15 protein-coding genes and 1 pseudogene are annotated in these 17,797 nt (G+C 56.4%); 4 read left to right on the forward strand and 12 right to left on the reverse strand.

What is annotated here, in order from left to right:
* Positions 1-942, reverse strand: a complete 942-nt coding sequence (locus tag H4N61_RS08155) for an alpha-E domain-containing protein (protein ID WP_169193891.1) — start codon at positions 940-942, stop codon at positions 1-3.
* A gap of 21 nt (positions 943-963) precedes the next feature.
* A pseudogene (locus H4N61_RS08160) lies at positions 964-2,381 on the reverse strand (circularly permuted type 2 ATP-grasp protein).
* A gap of 320 nt (positions 2,382-2,701) precedes the next feature.
* On the opposite strand from H4N61_RS08160, the gene mazG reads away from it, so the two are divergent.
* Complete coding sequence (gene mazG, locus H4N61_RS08165; protein WP_169193889.1) at positions 2,702-3,517, forward strand: nucleoside triphosphate pyrophosphohydrolase; 816 nt, start codon at positions 2,702-2,704, stop codon at positions 3,515-3,517.
* Positions 3,518-3,674: 157 nt separating this feature from the next.
* On the opposite strand, the gene H4N61_RS08170 is transcribed toward mazG, so the two are convergent.
* The 8 genes from H4N61_RS08170 to dusB form a co-directional block, all read right to left on the reverse strand.
* Positions 3,675-4,064 (reverse strand): hypothetical protein, encoded by a 390-nt coding sequence (locus tag H4N61_RS08170; protein ID WP_169193888.1) that lies wholly within the window; start codon positions 4,062-4,064, stop codon positions 3,675-3,677.
* Between the two features lie 143 nt (positions 4,065-4,207).
* A complete protein-coding gene (gene hflX, locus H4N61_RS08175; protein ID WP_182395724.1) occupies positions 4,208-5,560 on the reverse strand; it encodes a GTPase HflX in 1,353 nt (450 codons plus the stop codon).
* A gap of 6 nt (positions 5,561-5,566) precedes the next feature.
* On the reverse strand, positions 5,567-5,818 hold the full coding sequence (gene hfq, locus H4N61_RS08180) for an RNA chaperone Hfq (RefSeq protein WP_169193886.1): 252 nt from the start codon (positions 5,816-5,818) through the stop codon (positions 5,567-5,569).
* 173 nt (positions 5,819-5,991) lie between these two features.
* A complete protein-coding gene (locus H4N61_RS08185; RefSeq protein WP_169193885.1) occupies positions 5,992-7,374 on the reverse strand; it encodes a sigma-54 dependent transcriptional regulator in 1,383 nt (460 codons plus the stop codon).
* A complete protein-coding gene (locus tag H4N61_RS08190) occupies positions 7,375-9,705 on the reverse strand; it encodes a PAS domain-containing sensor histidine kinase (RefSeq protein WP_169193884.1) in 2,331 nt (776 codons plus the stop codon).
* Between the two features lie 172 nt (positions 9,706-9,877).
* Positions 9,878-11,329, reverse strand: coding sequence for a nitrogen regulation protein NR(I) (ntrC, locus tag H4N61_RS08195; protein WP_182395726.1), 1,452 nt, complete (start codon positions 11,327-11,329; stop codon positions 9,878-9,880).
* Positions 11,326-12,465: an ATP-binding protein gene (locus tag H4N61_RS08200; protein WP_169193882.1), complete on the reverse strand. Its 1,140-nt coding sequence runs from the start codon at positions 12,463-12,465 to the stop codon at positions 11,326-11,328. Before H4N61_RS08200 ends, ntrC begins: the two co-directional genes overlap by 4 nt.
* Positions 12,462-13,472, reverse strand: coding sequence for a tRNA dihydrouridine synthase DusB (gene dusB / locus H4N61_RS08205; protein WP_199368481.1), 1,011 nt, complete (start codon positions 13,470-13,472; stop codon positions 12,462-12,464). Before dusB ends, H4N61_RS08200 begins: the two co-directional genes overlap by 4 nt.
* Positions 13,473-13,638: 166 nt before the next feature.
* Between dusB and H4N61_RS08210 the strand changes: the two genes are divergently transcribed.
* Together H4N61_RS08210 and H4N61_RS08215 are read left to right on the forward strand one after the other, a co-directional pair.
* Entirely contained in the window at positions 13,639-14,829 is a 1,191-nt protein-coding gene (locus tag H4N61_RS08210) for a bifunctional 2-C-methyl-D-erythritol 4-phosphate cytidylyltransferase/2-C-methyl-D-erythritol 2,4-cyclodiphosphate synthase (RefSeq protein ID WP_169193881.1), read from the forward strand.
* Positions 14,830-15,333, forward strand: coding sequence for a CinA family protein (locus tag H4N61_RS08215; RefSeq protein WP_169193880.1), 504 nt, complete (start codon positions 14,830-14,832; stop codon positions 15,331-15,333). It abuts the gene before it with no gap.
* Between the two features lie 142 nt (positions 15,334-15,475).
* On the opposite strand, the gene H4N61_RS08220 is transcribed toward H4N61_RS08215, so the two are convergent.
* Together H4N61_RS08220 and folD are read right to left on the reverse strand one after the other, a co-directional pair.
* Positions 15,476-16,036, reverse strand: coding sequence for a DUF1643 domain-containing protein (locus H4N61_RS08220; RefSeq protein ID WP_169193879.1), 561 nt, complete (start codon positions 16,034-16,036; stop codon positions 15,476-15,478).
* Positions 16,033-16,935 (reverse strand): bifunctional methylenetetrahydrofolate dehydrogenase/methenyltetrahydrofolate cyclohydrolase FolD, encoded by a 903-nt coding sequence (gene folD, locus H4N61_RS08225; protein ID WP_182395727.1) that lies wholly within the window; start codon positions 16,933-16,935, stop codon positions 16,033-16,035. The genes H4N61_RS08220 and folD overlap by 4 nt, the downstream gene beginning before the upstream one ends.
* A gap of 75 nt (positions 16,936-17,010) precedes the next feature.
* Here folD and H4N61_RS08230 point away from each other — a divergent pair, with 75 nt between their 5' ends.
* Entirely contained in the window at positions 17,011-17,619 is a 609-nt protein-coding gene (locus H4N61_RS08230) for a DUF1176 domain-containing protein (protein ID WP_169193877.1), read from the forward strand.
* The last annotated feature ends 178 nt before the right edge of the window (positions 17,620-17,797 follow it).

The following is a 17,797-nucleotide window of genomic DNA, read 5'->3' on the forward strand; positions in this document are numbered from 1 at the left end:
TCAATCGAAGTTGTAGACTTCGGCGATTTCCACGCCCAGCCGATTGTTGCATTCAATAAAGTCGGTGAGGAATTCGTGGAGACCGCCGTCGAAAATTGGCTCGATAGTGGTGTCGTTCAGCGTCGCCAACGTCCGTTCAGCAGAGCTGTGGCACACATGCCGCTCACCATAATCCTTCGCCAGAAAATTGAGATTTTCGACGATATTGCGATACGCAAAATTCAGCGATCGCGGCATGCGGCCATCAAGAATGAGATAGTCAGCAATCTGCGCCGGGCGATAATCCCCCGCATAGACCCAACGATAGGATCGGTGCGCCGAAACCGAGCGCAGGATCGACTCCCATTGATAATTATCAATGGTGGAGCCAACATAAGACACAGCCGGCAAGAGCACATAATACTTCACGTCAAGAATACGAGCCGTATTATCCGCTCGCTCGATGAAGGTGCCAATGCGGGCAAAATTGAAGATCTCATTGCGCAGCATGGTGCCGTGAAAAGCCCCGCGAATAAGCGAGGTCTGTCGCTTGATATGATCAAGCACCGGCGGAATGTCGCTCTGCGGTACTGGATCGCGCAGCACGTCATTGAGCGCCATCCACGCCTCGTTGACCGCTTCCCAAGCGTCGCGCGTTAGCGCAGTTCGTACCATGCGGGCATTAGCGCGAGCAGACTCGATTGTGGCGAGCACACTCGACGGATTATCCCGGTCCCGTAGGATGAAGTCCGAGACATTCGCCGCATCAAAACTCTTGTACTTATCGGCAAAACGCTGGTGCGCGCCCGCCGAGGACACCACGGAGGACCATTCCTCTGAGGCATTGTTCGTGCGCGTCAGCGCCATGCGCAGGCCGGCATCAATAATACGGGCTGCGTTTTCCGCTCGCTCAATATAGCGATGCATCCAAAATAGACCGCTCGCGGTGCGTCCAAGAAGCATTAGTCAGGTCCCCTCGCCCGCTTAATCGTCCAGTATCCAAGTGTCTTTGGTGCCGCCGCCCTGGCTGGAATTGACGACGAGCGAACCCTCTTTCAGAGCCACGCGCGTCAATCCACCGGGGGTAATGCGTACCCGATCAGACACCAATACAAAGGGGCGCAAATCCACGTGACGCGGGGCCAAACCCTTTTCGGTCAAGATGGGTGTCGTCGACAACGCAAGGGTCGGTTGAGCAATGTAGTTGCTGGGCCGCGCCTTGAGCTTTTCAGAGAAGGCTTCCAGCTCCTTCTTGGACGCTGCGGGACCGACCAGCATGCCGTAACCGCCCGAGCCGTGGACTTCTTTTACGACCAGCTCATGGAGGTGTTCGAGCACGTATTTCAGGCTATCTGCCTCCGCGCATCGGTAGGTCGGCACATTCTCCAAGATCGCTTTGCGTCCGGTATAAAACTCAATAATTTCGGGCATATAGCTGTAGATTGCTTTGTCATCGGCAATGCCAGTTCCGGGCGCATTGGCAATCGTGATGTTACCGGCGCGGTAGACATCCATAATACCCGGAACGCCCAGAGTGGAATCGGGCCGGAAGGTCAGCGGATCGAGATAGGCGTCGTCCACACGCCGATAGAGTACGTCGATTGGTTTGAAGCCCTGGGTCGTGCGCATTGCTATGCGCCCATCCATGACCTTGAGGTCTCGCCCCTCAACGAGCTCCACGCCCATTTGGTCGGCAAGGAAGGCGTGCTCATAATAGGCAGAATTATACATGCCGGGCGTTAGAACGGCGATGGTTGGGTTTTCGCGATTGCCGCCCCGCGGCGCCACTGCGGCCAGCGACTGTCGCAAAAACTGCGGGTAATTCTCGACCGGCAAGACCTTGTTCTGATGGAACAACTCCGGAAAGAGCTGCATCATGGTCTCGCGGTTCTCCAGCATATAGGAGACGCCAGATGGCGTGCGAGCATTGTCTTCCAGCACGAAAAACTGGTCTTCAGCGGTGCGCACAATGTCCACGCCAATAACGTGCGTGTAGACATTTCCCGGTGGCCGAAAACCGATCATTTCCGGCAAAAATGCCTCATTATTGGCGATGATCTCGCGCGGAATACGCCTCCGGCTTTGACGATCTCTTGGCGATGATAAATGTCATCGAGGAAAGCATTGAGCGCCATAACCCTTTGCTCGATCCCCTGAGAAAGCTTCCGCCATTCCCGTCCGGTTATGATGCGCGGGATGATGTCAAAAGGAATAAGTCTTTCAGCAGCTTGCTCGTCTCCGTAAACTGCAAAGGTAATGCCTGTTTTACGGAAGGCCCCCTCTGCATCGGAGACCTTGCGGCTCAGCTTCTCTGGCGTCTGCGTTTCATACCATTGCTGGAGACCCGCATAAGGCGCTCTGACTCCCTGACCTGCGGTCAGCATTTCGTCAAATGGGTTCACTCAATCCCTCCCAGTCCTTCGATATTCAAACGGGAAATTGGGAATGGCAAGTCTTTGTTTAAACGATAGGCACATAGCGGCCATGACTAACATCTGTGCAGTCACGCGCTGAAGGCGAGGCCCGAAGGGCTAAAGCCGCATGGGTTTCTTGGAAAATACTGCCATGGCAGGAAAAACTACATCCAAGGCTGCGGCCTACTAAGCGATGATTAGCGCAGTGGTCGGACGAGACACTCGCCATCCGTATCGGAGATTTTGCACTCAAAAACAGCGCCCCTGACTATGGTAGGCACGACGATTCCCTCCCGTTGGAGCATTCTATGCAGCCCTCCCGTGACCTTTCCCGCCTTATCGAAATCATGGCGCGGCTACGCGACCCCAATGGCGGCTGCCCCTGGGATCTGGAACAGGATTTTCGATCTATCCGGCACTACACGATCGAAGAAGCCTATGAAGTCGCTGACGCCATCGAACGCGAAGATTTCGCCGATCTGCGCGAAGAACTTGGCGATCTCATTCTTCAGCCGATCTACCACGCGCAAATGGCCAAGGAAGCCGGCCATTTCGATATTGGCGACGTCATCTTTGCCATCACCGAGAAATTGATCCGGCGCCATCCGCACGTGTTTGGCGATGTGGATGCGGATAGCGCGAGCGATGCGCAGGTCAAATGGGAAGCCATCAAAGCGCAGGAACGTGCCGCAAAGGCCGCGCGCAAGGGCGAGCAAACACCTTCGCTGCTTGACGATGTGCCGGAAGTTCTTCCCGCCCTAATGCGTGCAGAAAAGCTGACCAAGCGCGCCGCAAAGGTTGGATTTGATTGGGAAAATCTGGAACAGGTCCGCGCAAAAATTTCGGAGGAACTCGACGAAGTCGCCGAAGCAGAAGCGTCCGGAAATGCTGACGCGATCCGCGAGGAAATCGGTGACCTGTTGTTTGCTGTTTCCAATCTCGCGCGCAAGGCAGGGGTTGATCCTGAGGCTGCGCTGCGTGATGCCAATGCAAAGTTCACGCGTCGCTTCCACTATGTTGAAGCCCGCTGCCGTGAAGACGGGGTTTTGCCGGCCGACGCTGGGCTTGAGCGCATGGACGGGTATTGGAACGAAATCCGGGCGAAGGACAAGGGCAGCCTTTAAGCGAAAAAAACGGCTACAACGGAGGACAGCGGTATTCCATTTTCAACCACAAAGGGTGCCCCTCGCTGCCCGCCCCCATGTCTCCGAACGGAGTTCCGCGCCTCAACGTGGGCAACAAAAGCACCGCTTTCGTAAATCACACCATCTAATGTTCGCGTCAGGATGCACCGTAGGCCGTCTTAATTGTTTGACGGATTGGATAAGCCAAAATGCTGCATGCGCTGCCTACGTAGAGTACATAAGATATTGCGACTGCCACAGATAGTATGCGTGCCAAGACGCGGGGAGCACGGTGGAGAATGGACATCGTCGCCGCATAGCTGAGCACGACACTGGAAATACCAATTCCGACTAAGCTGACATCCTTAAAACTCTCGACTACGGTCTTTATGTAGGGTGCGTATTGATACCAAACTTTATCATATTTCACGATAGCAGATAGTGTCATTGCCACCACGCCACCAAATATGAGGACCATAGTAGTTGCCAGCGCCCTCACGAAGCCGCTTGCGATTATCTGTGCAGTTTTTCCCTTAGTCTCCGCCATTCCCGCCCCTGTAGATCTGGAATATTCTTTAGTGGCAGATATCTATCACCAGATAGGGCGTAAACGTCAATTTGTGGTGGGAGCACTCTGGTACATCCAAAAAAACCCCGAACTCTCGTCCGGGGTTCCTTGATTTCGCTTTCTTAGGCTTCTATCCGGCCATTGAACCGCTCGAGAAACTCATCACGGTGCCGGGCGTCAATGCGAACAACAAAATCCGTGCCTTTTTCGGTCGGGTCTTTTTGCTCGATCACTTCGCCGTTCTTGTGGAGCCAGCCGATATCAGCACCCGCCGCGTGCGGGACGAAGACCTGATAGGTCCGGCCTTGCTCGCCAAGCGTTTCTTCGATCTTGGTGAGAAGAGCATCAACGCCCTGCCCTGTATGCGCCGACACTGGAATGGATGCGAGAACGCGACCTGCCGGATGCGCGGCAGCCAGCTGCAAGGCCGGGTCTTCGAGAAGATCGACCTTATTCCAGATCTCGATGACCGGCTTTGTCTCCGACGACACGCCAAGCTCATCGAGCACGGTGAGAACGTCCTGGGCCTGTGCGGCGTGGTCTGGATTGGCGATGTCCCGAACGTGCAGAATAATGTCTGCGTCCGTGACCTCTTCCAGCGTGGCGCGGAAAGCGGCGACAAGATCGTGCGGAAGATCGGCAACGAAGCCTACAGTGTCTGACACCATGACCTCACGGCCATGCGGCAGAGCGATCTTGCGAACTGTCGTATCCAGTGTCGCAAACAGCAGGTTTTCTGCGAAAACGCCCGCATTTGTGAGGCGATTGAAGAGGCTGGATTTGCCGGCGTTGGTGTAACCCACCAAAGCCACAACCGGGATTTTGGCCTTGGTCCGCTGTGCGCGTTGCTGAACACGCGTCTTGCGCACCTTATTGAGGCGATCTTCCAGCAGGACGATACGCTCAGTGATCTGGCGGCGGTCGCTTTCGATCTGGGTTTCACCCGGGCCACCCATAAAGCCAGTGCCGCCCGAGCCGCGCTGACGTTCCAAGTGGGTCCAGGAGCGCACGAGGCGCCCCTTTTGGTAATTGAGATGCGCCAACTCAACCTGCAACACGCCTTCGCGCGTCGCAGCACGTTCCCCGAAAATCTCGAGGATGAGCGCAGTGCGATCCAGCACTTTGGTGCCTGTTTCGCGTTCCAGATTGCGTTGCTGAATAGGGGTCAGCGCTGCGTCGACGAGCAGAAGCTCAATCTTCTCAGCTTTGACCTTCTCGGCGATGGTTTCGACGTGACCTACGCCAAGATAGGTTGCGGGCCGAATTTCTCGGACCCGCATGACCTCAGCGAATATGATGTCGAGACGTATAGCACCAGCCAAGCCGACAAACTCGGCAAGGCGTGATTCAACATTGTGATATGTGGCGCGTCCCCGAACATCAGGAACGACCAAACCGGTGCGTGTCGGCTGTTCTTGCCGATCTATGTACGGCTTGGGACCGGTAGCCCAGCCGTCCTCCTCAAAATCATCCATATATGGTCAGTCGCTGTCTTGTGCCGTTTCCGGATCGAACAGCTGGATCGGCGCGCCTGGCATGATGGTCGAGATGGCGTGCTTGTAAACCAGTTGAGACTGGGAATCGCGACGAAGAAGAAGGCAGAAATTGTCAAACCAGGTGATCACACCTTGAAGTTTAACGCCGTTCACCAAGAATATAGTGACTGGTACTTTCTGTTTACGCACGTGGTTCAGGAATGAATCCTGTAAGTTCTGCTGCTTTTCGCTAGCCATTTTTGGCCTCTTTCGCGGCTTTATTGTCGCTGTTGTTTTCGCATTGTGTGCGCTGGACTTTGAAGGACTGCCGCACAGGCTTCAAAACCCTAGTCTTCAGTAGTCAGTTCAATATGACATAAATACCCGAACATGCCTACCCGCTCGCGCGCATGGCTGTCCGGCATTATCTGTCACAACCCCAACGACTTGATCTTACGGTGAAGCGCACTGCGCTCCATACCAACAAACTCTGCCGTCTTGGAAATGTTCCCGCCGAAACGCTCGATTTGCGCCAAGAGATATTGGCGTTCGAAAACTTCGCGAGCTTCTCGCAACGGCAGGCTCATCAGATGCGCCGACGAATCGGTGTCACCTACGGTCGGTAGGACTTCACCAATATCTGACGGCAACATAGTGGCAGTGATTATGCCATTCTCAGGTTGCTGATCTTTCATCAAGATCAGCAAGCGTTCGATCGAATTGCGCAGCTGGCGCGCATTGCCGGGCCACTCTTGTGTCTGCAGAACCGCCATCGCGTCATCGCCAATCGTGACGCGCTGCAAATTATGCATACGGCAAACTTGGTCGATAAAGACCTGCACCAGTGGTGGTACGTCCTCGCGGCGCTCCCGGAGCGGCGACAAAGGCAGAGGCACAATAGACAAACGATGGAAGAGATCGGAGCGGAATTCGCCAGCGTCGATCTGCGCAGCGACATTCTGGGACGAGGCCGCAATGATGCGAACGTCGATCGCCACCGATTGTGCACCACCAACGCGGCTGAACTTGTTCTCAACCAAGGTGCGCAGCAGCGTCTGTTGGACAGGTGCTGGGAGAGCGGTCACTTCCGAAAGATAGAGCGTCCCACCGTGCGCGCGCTCAAGGGCGCCCACTTCGACTTTCAGGAGACCGGACTTGTCGCGAGCCTCGCGCCCGAACAACACGACGGCAACTTCATCGGGCGCATAGAGCGAGGCGTTGATCTCGATGAACGGCGCATCAGAACGCGGGCTACGCGTGTGGATGGCGCGCGCAACGAGGCCCTTGCCTGAGCCAGACGGCCCGGAAATGAAGATGCGCGAATTGGTCGGGGCCGACTTTTCAATCAGTGCACGCACCTGCTGGAGCGCGTTAGAATTGCCGACCATTTCGGAGTTTTTGGACGGCGTACGTTCTTTGAGCTCCGCAACTTCTGTGCGCAGTCGCGTAGCCTCCAGAGCCCGTTGGGTGACATGCAGAAGGCGGTCAATCTTGAACGGCTTTTCGATGTAGTCGTAAGCGCCGCGCTTGATCGCCGAAACCGCGGTTTCAACATTGCCGTGACCCGAAATCATCACCACGGGCATGTCCGGGTGTTGGCTCTGGATCACATCCAAAAGCTGCAGACCGTCGAGGCGGGAGCCCTGCATCCAGATGTCCAAAAATACAAGGCTTGGGCGACGACGTGCGATTTCATTGAGCCCAGAGTCAGCGTCATGCGCCTGCCGGGCGTCGTAACCTTCGTCTTCGAGGATGCCTGCGATCAGATCGCGGATATCGTCTTCATCGTCGATAATGAGAATGTCGAGTGCCATCTACTTGTGAACAACCGCTGTATCCAGCGGTTCCTCCTTTTGGGGCGTCTGGTCAGCTGGGGTGTCTTCCCCTTCCGACGGGCCGCTAATTGCGGGGTTCTGCAAAGGCAGGGTGAAAGTGACACAGGCGCCAACACGACCGTTGACGTCTGGTTCTGCATCGACCAATTCGACGATACCGCCGTGTTGTTCGATAATTCTAGCGACGATCGCAAGGCCCAGGCCGGTGCCTTTTTCGCGGGTCGTCATATAAGGCTCAAGCAGGCGCTGGCGATTGTCCTTCGGCCAGCCCTTGCCGTTGTCCGACACAGAGACGCGCGCGTTACGTCCCTCGATATGCGCGTCCACTGTGATTGTTGGCTGCCATTCGGCTGTGAGGGGGATGCCCTCAAAGGCCTCGACGGCGTTCTTGATAAGATTGGTCAGCACCTGCGCCATAAGACGCGCATCAAACCAAGCCACGATGGTTTCATCTGGGAGTTGGGTGGTGATGTTGACCTCAGGCAAGCGCACGCTTTCGAGGAACACGGCTTGGCGAACGGTGTCCGTCAAATCGGAGCGCTCAGGCGCTGCCTCTGGCATACGCGCGAACGCAGAAAATTCGTCAACCATGCGGCCAATGTCGCCGACCTGCCGGACAATGGTGTTGATGCACTTGTCAAAGACTTCCCGATCATCATCAAGCTTGTTGCCATAGCGGCGGCGCAGTCGCTCTGCTGAAAGCTGGATCGGTGTCAGCGGGTTTTTAATTTCGTGGGCAATGCGTCGGGCTACGTCTGCCCAGGCCGAGGTACGCTGCGCCGATTCAAGATCGGTAATATCGTCGAAGGTAACGACATAGCCCTTGGACTCGGTGATGGTGCCCTCGCGCGTGAGCTGAACCTGATAAATACGGCGGTTGGTTTCATTACCGATTTGGATTTGGTCACGCACCTGCCCACGGCGCGCCGAACGCGCCTTCTCAAGTGTCGGTGCCATCTCGGGCAGGATGGCTTCGATGCGTTCGCCCATCAGCTCGATTTCCGAACGCCCCAGCATGTCGCACGCACGCGCGTTGACCAAAGTGACCGATCCGAATGCGTCCAAACCGATGATCCCTGCGGACACGCCTTCCACCACGGCCTCAGTAAACTGCCGGCGCTTTTCGTTGACGTCGTTCGCTTTGAGCAATTCCTCGCGTTGACTGCGCAACTGCTCGGTCATGCGGTTAAACCCAGAGGAAAGATCATGGAGATCTCCCCGCTCCTCTTTGACCGGCACCCGAATATCCAAATCACCCGCAGACACATGGCGCGATGCGATCATGAGATTACGAATTGGGTCGACGAACCGATTGGCCAGTGCAATCCCGATCCACAGAGCGCCGAGCAGAAGAACCACGGCCAGACCGATGTACATGATTGTAAAGGTGATCTGGAACACGAGGCGATTGGACGTGTACTGGCGGTACTCGGAGATATTTTCGTCGGTCAGACGCATATATTCGAGCACTTCAGGGTCAACCGGGCGCACCACAAAAAGGAACGCATCGGCATAGCCGCGCAATTTGACGACCGAGCCTACAAACTGCGTTGAGCCCGGTGCAATTGCCGTCGGCACACCTTCAATCACGCCATCCGTAACCCCCGGAGGCGGCTGCGGATACGACCCAGAGACATTGATCTGGGCGCGAGCTAACGTGTTGCCATCTTTGTCGATGAGCGAGGTGAATGGGAGCGAGCGTGTAACCGCGAGCGCAGTCAAAATGCGTTCAAATCGCTGCGGGTCGGCATCATAGGTCTGGACGGCTTGCTCAAGCTCCGTGGCAACCCAGATAATGTCATCGCGCAGCACCTGAGCATGCTCGAGCATGTAGGACCGCGCCACGAGGCGCGAGCTTTCCACCATCGCGCGCGTGCGTTCGGAGAACCATTGGTCGAGACCTTGGTTCAGCGAGATCGACGCCACAACAGCGACTAGCACCGCAGGCGCTGCCGCTACGAAGGCGAACATGGTGACCATGCTGACCTGGAGCCCCGCCCCTGGCGTGCGGCGGCGATGTGCTTGCACCAGCAGAACGGCCTCGGTGACCACAAGGGCAATGACGAGCAACACCAAAACGGCAGTGACGATCCAAATGATCGTCCACACCATCGGTGATGGCTCAATATTGGTAGCACCGGATAGAATGAGGAAGGAAATAGAGGCGAGGATGACCGATGCGGTGACGACCACAAAGCCCAGCACGCGCAGGCCGTTGTTCTGCTGCGTGAGCAAAAGAGTGCGGCGCTCCGGACGCAAAGCGTCCGAGGTCAATTCGCGTTTCTCTGTGGCCGAAATCCATTCGGTCATTAAGCGCCTAACACCCCTATCGTCGGCGCAAGAGGGCTGCGCCGCCAGTTGTCTCCCGCAGTCAATCAGTGACTTCTTATGGGAGATGGCAAAGCCTGACCCAATTCGAGCAACCCTTCAAGATAAATGTTGCCAAAATGTGACAGTGCCTGTGGGCGATCCGATCGGAGGCCTAAAGCCCCCGACGGCTGTGCTTAACAATCTCGATGGAATGGGTGCGGATCTTCTTGCGTAAAGTGTTGCGGTTGAGCCCTAAAAGGTCCGCGGCCTTAATCTGATTGCCACCACAGGCATTGAGGGCCATTGCGATCAACGGTGCTTCGACACGATCAATTACGCGCTGATACAATCCTGCTGGCGGCAGGTTCGGCTCATACTCACGCAAGACTTCGCCAACGTGAGTCTCAACCGCCATCGAGAGATCGACGGGGCCAGCAACCATCGTCGGTGCCGAGATGCGGTCAGCAATATTGAGCTCATTTTGGACGATTTCAGCCGAAATCTGCTCGTCGGCATAAAGCGCTGCAAGCCGACGCACGAGGTTTTCAAGCTCGCGGATATTACCCGGCCAAGAGTAGTTCTGCATGAGGCGGATGGCTTCAGGCGAGACGGTCTTTAAGGGCTCGCCTTCACGCTGCGCTGCACGGAGGAAATGTGCGACCAAATCCGCAATGTCATCGGTGCGCTCGCGCAGTGGTGGCAAGCGGATGGGCACGACGTTGAGGCGGTAGTACAGATCCTCACGGAAGAGACCCTGGCGGATCATCTGGCTAAGATCACGGTGCGTCGCAGCGACGATACGGACGTTGGTCTTGATCGGGGTGCGCCCGCCGACCATGGTGTATTCGCCCTCTTGCAAGACGCGCAGCAAACGGGTTTGCGCATCCATCGGCATATCGCCAATTTCGTCGAGGAACAGCGTGCCGCCTTCGGCTTGTTCAAAGCGCCCCGATGACCGGGCATTTGCGCCCGTAAAGGCACCCTTCTCGTGGCCGAACAATTCGGCTTCGATCAAGTCGCGCGGAATGGCGGCCATGTTAATGGCAACGAAGGGGCCATTGCGCCGCTTACCAAAGTCATGAAGCGCACGAGCGACCAGCTCCTTACCCGTCCCGCTTTCGCCCGTCACCATGACCGTGAGGTCGGTCTGCATCAGGCGTGCGAGCGCGCGATAAATGTCCTGCATGGCCGTGGAGCGACCAACCAAGGGCATGGATTCTGATGGCTCTTCCGCTTCGCGCTCAGCTTTGGCTGGCTTCTTAGCATCGGCCAAAGCGCGCGATACGACAGACAAAACCTCAGTAATATCAAAGGGCTTAGGAAGATATTCGTAAGCACCAACTTCAGACGCGCGGATCGCAGTCATGAAAGTATTCTGGGCGCTCATCACGATCATCGGAAGCTCGGGACGGAGCTTTTTGATTTTCGGCATGACGTCGAAAGCACTGCCGTCGGGCATGGCAACGTCGGTGATCAGAATATCCCCTTCGCCACGGCTCACCCAATTCCACATGGTCGAGATATTGCCTGTGGGGCGCACTTCATACCCTGCACGGGTCAACGCTTGGTTCAGCACCATACGGATCGCCGCATCGTCATCGGCAAGCAGAACGACATGGCTCATGAATTCGCGCCCTCTTCAGCTTCAACAGAGTCCTGCAAATCGCCTTTAGCGACCGGCAGAAGAATTCGGAAACGGGTACGACCCGGCCGGCTTTCGCAATCAATGACACCGCCATGATCGCCGATGATCTTTGCCACCAAAGGCAGACCTAAGCCTGAGCCGTTCATCTTCGTCGTGACGAAGGGGTCGAATAGGAATGGCATAATATCTGGCGGTACGCCGGGGCCGTTATCCTCAATCAAAATTTCAAGCGGCAGCGAAATGCGCTGCGCCACACCAGACACCGCTATGCGGATGCCGGGCCGGAAGGCTGTCGAAATTCGGATTTCAGGATTATGTGTTTTTTCAAGGGCTTCCGAGGCGTTCTTGATTAAATTCAAGAAGACTTGGATCAGCCGATCGCGGTTTCCCAGAACAGGCGGCAGCGAAGGATCATACTCTTCGTAGAAGGTAATGCCGCGAGAGACGCCATTTCGAGCGAGCAGTTTGACCCGGTCAAGAACGACGTGAATATTGATCGGCTCACGCTCCAGCGGGCGTTCATCGCCGAACACTTCAACGCGATCAATCAGATGAACAATACGATCGGTCTCATCCCGAATGAGACGCGCCAGCGGCATTTCCTCTGGCGGGATAGAGGATTCCAGCAACTGTGCTGCGCCGCGAATACCAGAGAGTGGGTTCTTAATTTCGTGTGCCAACATCGCCGCGAGGCCCGTCACCGATTTTGCCGCGCCGCGAGACACCATCTGGCGGTCGATCTTATCGGCCATGGTGCGCTCTTGGATAAGAATGGCGATGCGGTCGTCACTGTCGGTTAGCGGACTAGCGAAAACGTCAGCAACGCGTTCGTCGCCAAAACGGGACGAACCAACCAAGACGCGGTACTCAGTCATTGGTGCGCGACGCTGGATCACACTTTCGACCAGCGAGATGATGGGCGACCCAAACGCAATAAGATCGTCTAGCGTCTGGCGCGACAGCACGCTCATTGATGCGCCGAAGAAGGCCTCAGCGGCATAATTGGCAAAGCTGATGTGCCGCTCTGCGGTGAGAACCATGATCGGCTGTGGCAGAGCCTGAAGGACAGATCGGGCTGCGATCGAGTCAACATCAGAGATAGTCGCATTTGTCATGCAGCGGCACTCCAATGGCCGGAAAATACGTCACCAATCAGTGCTATAACTGCACTCGGATTGTCGTTGTCTAGCAAAGCCTTACGGGTCGGCTTATCAAGTTGAAGATTGGCTGCGTCAGCATACCAATCGAGATGCTTGCGCGCAGCGCGCAGACCAACTTCGATGCCATAATCGCTCAGCATATTCTCGTAATGCTCTCTGATGAGCGCAATAAGGGCGTCGCCGGTTGGCGCTTCTGGCCCCACCTGCCCCGCCAAGGCCGCCCCGATTTGCGCAACCTTCCACGGTTGCCCCTGCGCGCCACGCCCAAGCATCACTGCGGCTGCACCAGATTGCTCAAGTGCTGTTCGTGCGCTGGCTTCATCGACGATATCGCCGTTAACGACGACAGGAACCGAAACACTTTCGACAACTTCGCGCACCAGCGCCCAGCGGGCCGTGCCCTTGTAGAATTGCTGGCGAGTACGGCCGTGAACGGTGATCATTTGCGCCCCTGCACTCACAGCAAGGTTCGCAATCTGGGGTGCATTGAGGCTGTCATCATCCCAACCGAGGCGCATCTTGACGGTCACCGGCTTGGATGTCGCGGCCGAAACCGCCTCGACAATAGCCAAAGCCTGGTCTGGAACGCGCATCAACGCAGAGCCGGCGTAACCCGTGGTGACGCGCTTGGCAGGACAGCCGAAATTGATATCGATAATATCGGCACCCGCATCTTCGGCAATGCGCGCACCCTCAGACATCCAATGCGGGTCGCAGCCCGCCAACTGGACCATATGAGGCAAGGAGCCCGCTCGCCCGAGCTTTTGAACCATGCCGCTGTGGCCGGTGGTCAAGGCCGCGCTGGCGACCATTTCTGACACAACCAAGCCCGCGCCAAACCGCTCCGCAATCTCGCGGAAGGGTCGGTCCGTGATACCGGCCATCGGCGCCAATATTGCACGATTGCGCAATGCGTGGCCCCCGATGCTCAACGGGCGTGCATTTGAAGACAAGAATTGCACCAGTTTTGGTCAGGAGTAAGGAAGTGCCTGCACAATAATCATTTTCAGTCAGGGCGCAACACGTACTGGCTGTAAAACTTGAGCAAATCAGCCCTGCTCTTGCCGCATGTCGGGCGGAGGGCTAGACCTTTAACCAATAGCGGTTCTTGTGAGTGCCTACATCGACATGTCTTCAAAATCCATAGCCGTTATCGTCGTTGCGGCCGGAAAAGGCGAACGTGCCAATGCCAATGGGATCGCCGATCCCAAGCAATACCGAGAAATCGCCGGAAAATCGGTATTGTCCAGAACCATAGAAGCGTTTCTAGGCCACGAATCTGTGACCCTCGTATTGCCCGTAATCCACCCAGATCATGCGCAACGCTATGCCGATTTGGGCTTGCACCATGAACGGCTACACGACGCAGTGCCTGGTGGAGCGACTCGTCAAGCCTCTGTGCTGGAAGGCCTAAAAGCGCTTGCCAAACTCCGCATTGACCGCGTGCTGATCCAAGATGCCGCACGTCCATTCGTTTCGCATCGCATCATAGATGATGTCATTGAAGCCCTTAAGGAGCACGATGGCGCATTGCCGACACTTCCAACAACAGACACGATCAAGCGCAGCCTTGGTGACGGTCTGATTTCCAAAACTGAAGACAGAAATCTGCTGTTCGCCGCCCAAACACCTCAGGGTTTCCGGTTCGGTCCAATCTTTTCTGCCCACATGCGCACCGGCACTGTCCGTCGAGAATTTACCGATGATGCCGAAATCGCCGAATGGGCGGGTATGCGGGTCAAAATGGTCCCTGGCGACCGCGACAATTTCAAAATTACACACCCGGAAGACTTCGCTCGTGCAGAGCGATTGCTGGCAGGAGAAACCATGTTCGAAACGCGTGTTGGCACCGGCTATGACGTGCATTATTTCGAGCCCGGTGATGCCGTATGGCTTTGTGGCGTCAAAATTCCGCACCATTCGAAGCTCAATGGCCATTCCGATGCCGACGTTGCGCTCCATGCTTTGACTGACGCTATTCTCGGGGCAATTGGCGCGGGAGACATCGGCATCCACTTCCCACCAAGTGATGAGCAGTGGCGTGGTGCTGCTTCTACAATATTCCTCAAACATGCGGGCAAGCTTGTCGCTGAACGCAAGGCACGTATCGTAAATCTGGACGTGACAATTGTTGCAGAAGCGCCGAGGATTGCAAAACACGCACCAGCCATGTGTGCAGTTATTGCTGAAACTCTCGGGATCTCGCCTTCGCGTGTCAACGTTAAGGCGACAACCAATGAAAAGCTCGGTTTCATTGGGCGAGAGGAAGGCATGGTTGCCATGGCCAGCGCGAGCATTGAGGTACCCAGGGAGGACTAGTTGGCTTCTAAATCTGCACCACTCAGCACTGCAAAACGGGTTATTTCCGCCCTTTCGGACCGGAAGCTTTCGATTGTAACCGCTGAAAGCTGCACAGGCGGCATGATCGCCGCCGCGCTGACTGATGTTCCCGGCTCTTCAGCCGCTCTCTTCGGTGGTTTCATCACCTATTCCAACGAGGCTAAGGCGAGCATGATCCATGTTCAGCCTCGCCTCATTCAGGACTATGGCGCGGTCAGCAATCAAGTTGCCCGCGCTATGGCGGACGGCGCGCGGAACACGGCCAATGCCGATATTGCCGTGTCGAGCACGGGCATTGCCGGGCCGGATGGCGGTTCAGACAAAAAGCCCGTTGGCTTGGTCTATGTCGCGGTGTCGACAGAGCTCGCCACGGTCGTCATTGAACACCAATTCGGCGACATCGGCCGCGACGAGATCCGCAAAGCAACCGTAGAGGCCGCGCTGGAACTCGTCCTGCAGGTTGTAAGCAGCGACGACGATTGATCAAGGGCTTCGTCTGTCACGTCGGCGAAGACGGCAGCGCGGTTGTGAGGACGATGGTCCAGACCAATCCCCCGCCCCTCCCATCGACATCACCCGGCGCGACCGGGTGATCCGGCCTGCCCCCACACTGATCATAATAGTCTTAGAAGCGCACCAGCTGCGTATCGCCACGAAGATAGAGCGGGTGTTTTGGGGAGCCATCGCCGTTCTTGCCGAAGCAATAAAGCGGCACTTTGGCGGCTTCCAGCGCACTCACCAGCTGCTGCCCGGCAGGCGCGAGCGCCTTGTTGAGCTTGCCGTGGCAGAGCACGACCCGCCCCGCCTTCGTTGCCAGACCTAATATGGTCGGCAGATTGACTGGCGACACTGCTTCCACGCCGTCTTCGAGCAGCATTTTGGGGTGTGTCGCGCGATAATCGCCGACGTTGCACTTCACCATGCCCTCAAAGCCTTCGCGGCGGGAGAAGCCCCACTCGCGCGCGCAAGTTGGATCATCCACACTCGCGTCGGCGGTTGATGGGTTCATGCCAATAAACAGAATATAGCGCTCGGGAAATTGCTCCCCGAGCCAACGGCGCATGACTTGTCTATAGCGGCCATCCTCGGAGATCACCGCATCGCCATTGACCCCGGCACCAAGGCGCAACCGCACCTTACCGCCCGGATCATGCGCGTCCGGCTCATATCCGAAGAGATCACTCATGCCGTGAGATCGCTCGGTGGCACAAGGCCGTTAATCAGCGATGCCGTCGTGATCGTGTTCGCCAGAAGGCACGCGATGGTCATCGGACCAACGCCACCGGGAACCGGGGTAATCGCACCCGCGACTTCCGCCGCAGCGGCGGTATCCACGTCGCCAACGAGGCGGGTTTTGCCTTCGCCCTTTTCCGGCGCCGGAATGCGATTGATGCCAACGTCGATGACTACAGCGCCTGGCTTGATCCAATCGCCCTTGACCATGTGCGGACGGCCAACAGCGGCGACCACAATGTCAGCGGCGCGGACAACGTCGGCAAGGTTTTGGGTGCGCGAGTGCGCCACGGTGACAGTGCAATTGTCGCGCAGCAACAGCTGCATCATCGGCTTACCAACAAGGTTGGACCGACCAATGATGACAGCGTTCTTGCCTTCGAGCGAGCCGAGTTCATCGCGCAGCAGCATCAGGCAGCCAAGGGGCGTGCAGGACACGGGGCCCGGCAGGCCAATCTGCACCTTACCAACGTTTTCAGCGGTAAAGCTGTCGACGTCTTTAGCCGGTGAAATCGCCTCAATGACCTTATTGCCGTCGATGTGCTTTGGCACCGGCATTTGCACCAGAATGCCATGCACGGCCGGATCATTGTTCAGCTTATGAACCAGCGCGATGAGTTCGGCTTCCGAAGCGTCGGCTGGCAATTCGTGCTTGAACGAAGCCATGCCCACTTCAGCCGTCTGCTTGGCTTTGTTGGTGACATAGACTTGGCTTGCCGGATCTTCGCCGACAATCACCACAGCGAGGCCCGGCGTAATACCGTGTTCCGTCTTGAGGCGTTCGACGTGACCTGCGACCCGCTTGCGCAAGTTTTCGGCGAAGGTTTTGCCATCGATGATTTTTGCGGTCATTTTGGCCTCATTCTGGTTCAATAACGGAAGTACATCGCGAGTCCTGCGCGATGCGCACGACATAAGGGAAGAGAAATGATCCGTCCATTGCTTTGGCTGCCTTTGATAGCGCTTTCGGTCAGCGCTGCTGCCGCAAACGATATCGACCTCAGAGAAGCTGCAACCAAATTGCACCAAGCCGCGGGCGGCGAAGTCTGTTCAGAACCAGACGAGTATTTTCAGGACGACGCTTATGGGGCCTGGGAGATTTCCTATCAGCCCAGCTGGACAGACGACGAGGAGCAAAAGCAAAAAGTCACGCTCATCAGCATGTTCTGCATGGCCGGAGCCTATAATATAACGGACAGCTACTACCTCTACACCGACACCGAAGGCCTGCGCCCCATCGCTTTCGCCCAGCCGGATATCGATGTTCGCTATGTCAATGATGACTATGAGGGCGAAGTCGAAGACATCTCCGTCAAGGGCATGGGCACGACCCTAGGTTTGGTCAATTCTCACTTCGACGAAGAGACTTTGACCATCACCGAATATTCGAAGTGGCGCGGCCTTGGCGATGCCAGCTCTGCCGGTACCTGGGTGTTCAGCGACGGCACATTTTCGCTAAAGAAATACGACGTCGACGCGAGCTATGACGGCGAAATGAACCCCGTTACGATCGTTGACTACTCAGGCGAAAACTAAATCCAAGAAAAGGCCGTCCCGCATTACTGCCGGACGGCCTCTGGGATCTTGCCTGCCGCACTGTTGAGGGCTTGGGGGACAAGCGGCTGACTTCATCCCACTCATCGCTTGCATGGGTCGTTTGCCACTGCGATGAGATGCACCAGTAGATGGCTAAGAATTACGGCAAGAAAAGTAG

It is taken from the genome of Devosia sp. MC521, assembly GCF_014127105.1.
Taxonomy (GTDB): domain Bacteria; phylum Pseudomonadota; class Alphaproteobacteria; order Rhizobiales; family Devosiaceae; genus Devosia.

Coding starts and splice junctions, on each gene's coding strand:
- folD (WP_182395727.1), bottom strand. CDS start 16,935: ATGACCGCAAAAATCATCGATGGCAAAACCTTCGCCGAAAACTTGCGC.
- H4N61_RS08220 (WP_169193879.1), bottom strand. CDS start 16,036: ATGAGTGATCTCTTCGGATATGAGCCGGACGCGCATGATCCGGGCGGT.
- H4N61_RS08155 (WP_169193891.1), bottom strand. CDS start 942: ATGCTTCTTGGACGCACCGCGAGCGGTCTATTTTGGATGCATCGCTAT.
- hfq (WP_169193886.1), bottom strand. CDS start 5,818: ATGGCTAGCGAAAAGCAGCAGAACTTACAGGATTCATTCCTGAACCAC.
- H4N61_RS08170 (WP_169193888.1), bottom strand. CDS start 4,064: ATGGCGGAGACTAAGGGAAAAACTGCACAGATAATCGCAAGCGGCTTC.
- H4N61_RS08190 (WP_169193884.1), bottom strand. CDS start 9,705: ATGACCGAATGGATTTCGGCCACAGAGAAACGCGAATTGACCTCGGAC.
- ntrC (WP_182395726.1), bottom strand. CDS start 11,329: ATGAGCCATGTCGTTCTGCTTGCCGATGACGATGCGGCGATCCGTATG.
- H4N61_RS08200 (WP_169193882.1), bottom strand. CDS start 12,465: ATGACAAATGCGACTATCTCTGATGTTGACTCGATCGCAGCCCGATCT.
- H4N61_RS08230 (WP_169193877.1), top strand. CDS start 17,011: ATGATCCGTCCATTGCTTTGGCTGCCTTTGATAGCGCTTTCGGTCAGC.
- H4N61_RS08185 (WP_169193885.1), bottom strand. CDS start 7,374: ATGGCACTCGACATTCTCATTATCGACGATGAAGACGATATCCGCGAT.
- mazG (WP_169193889.1), top strand. CDS start 2,702: ATGCAGCCCTCCCGTGACCTTTCCCGCCTTATCGAAATCATGGCGCGG.
- hflX (WP_182395724.1), bottom strand. CDS start 5,560: ATGGATGATTTTGAGGAGGACGGCTGGGCTACCGGTCCCAAGCCGTAC.
- H4N61_RS08210 (WP_169193881.1), top strand. CDS start 13,639: ATGTCTTCAAAATCCATAGCCGTTATCGTCGTTGCGGCCGGAAAAGGC.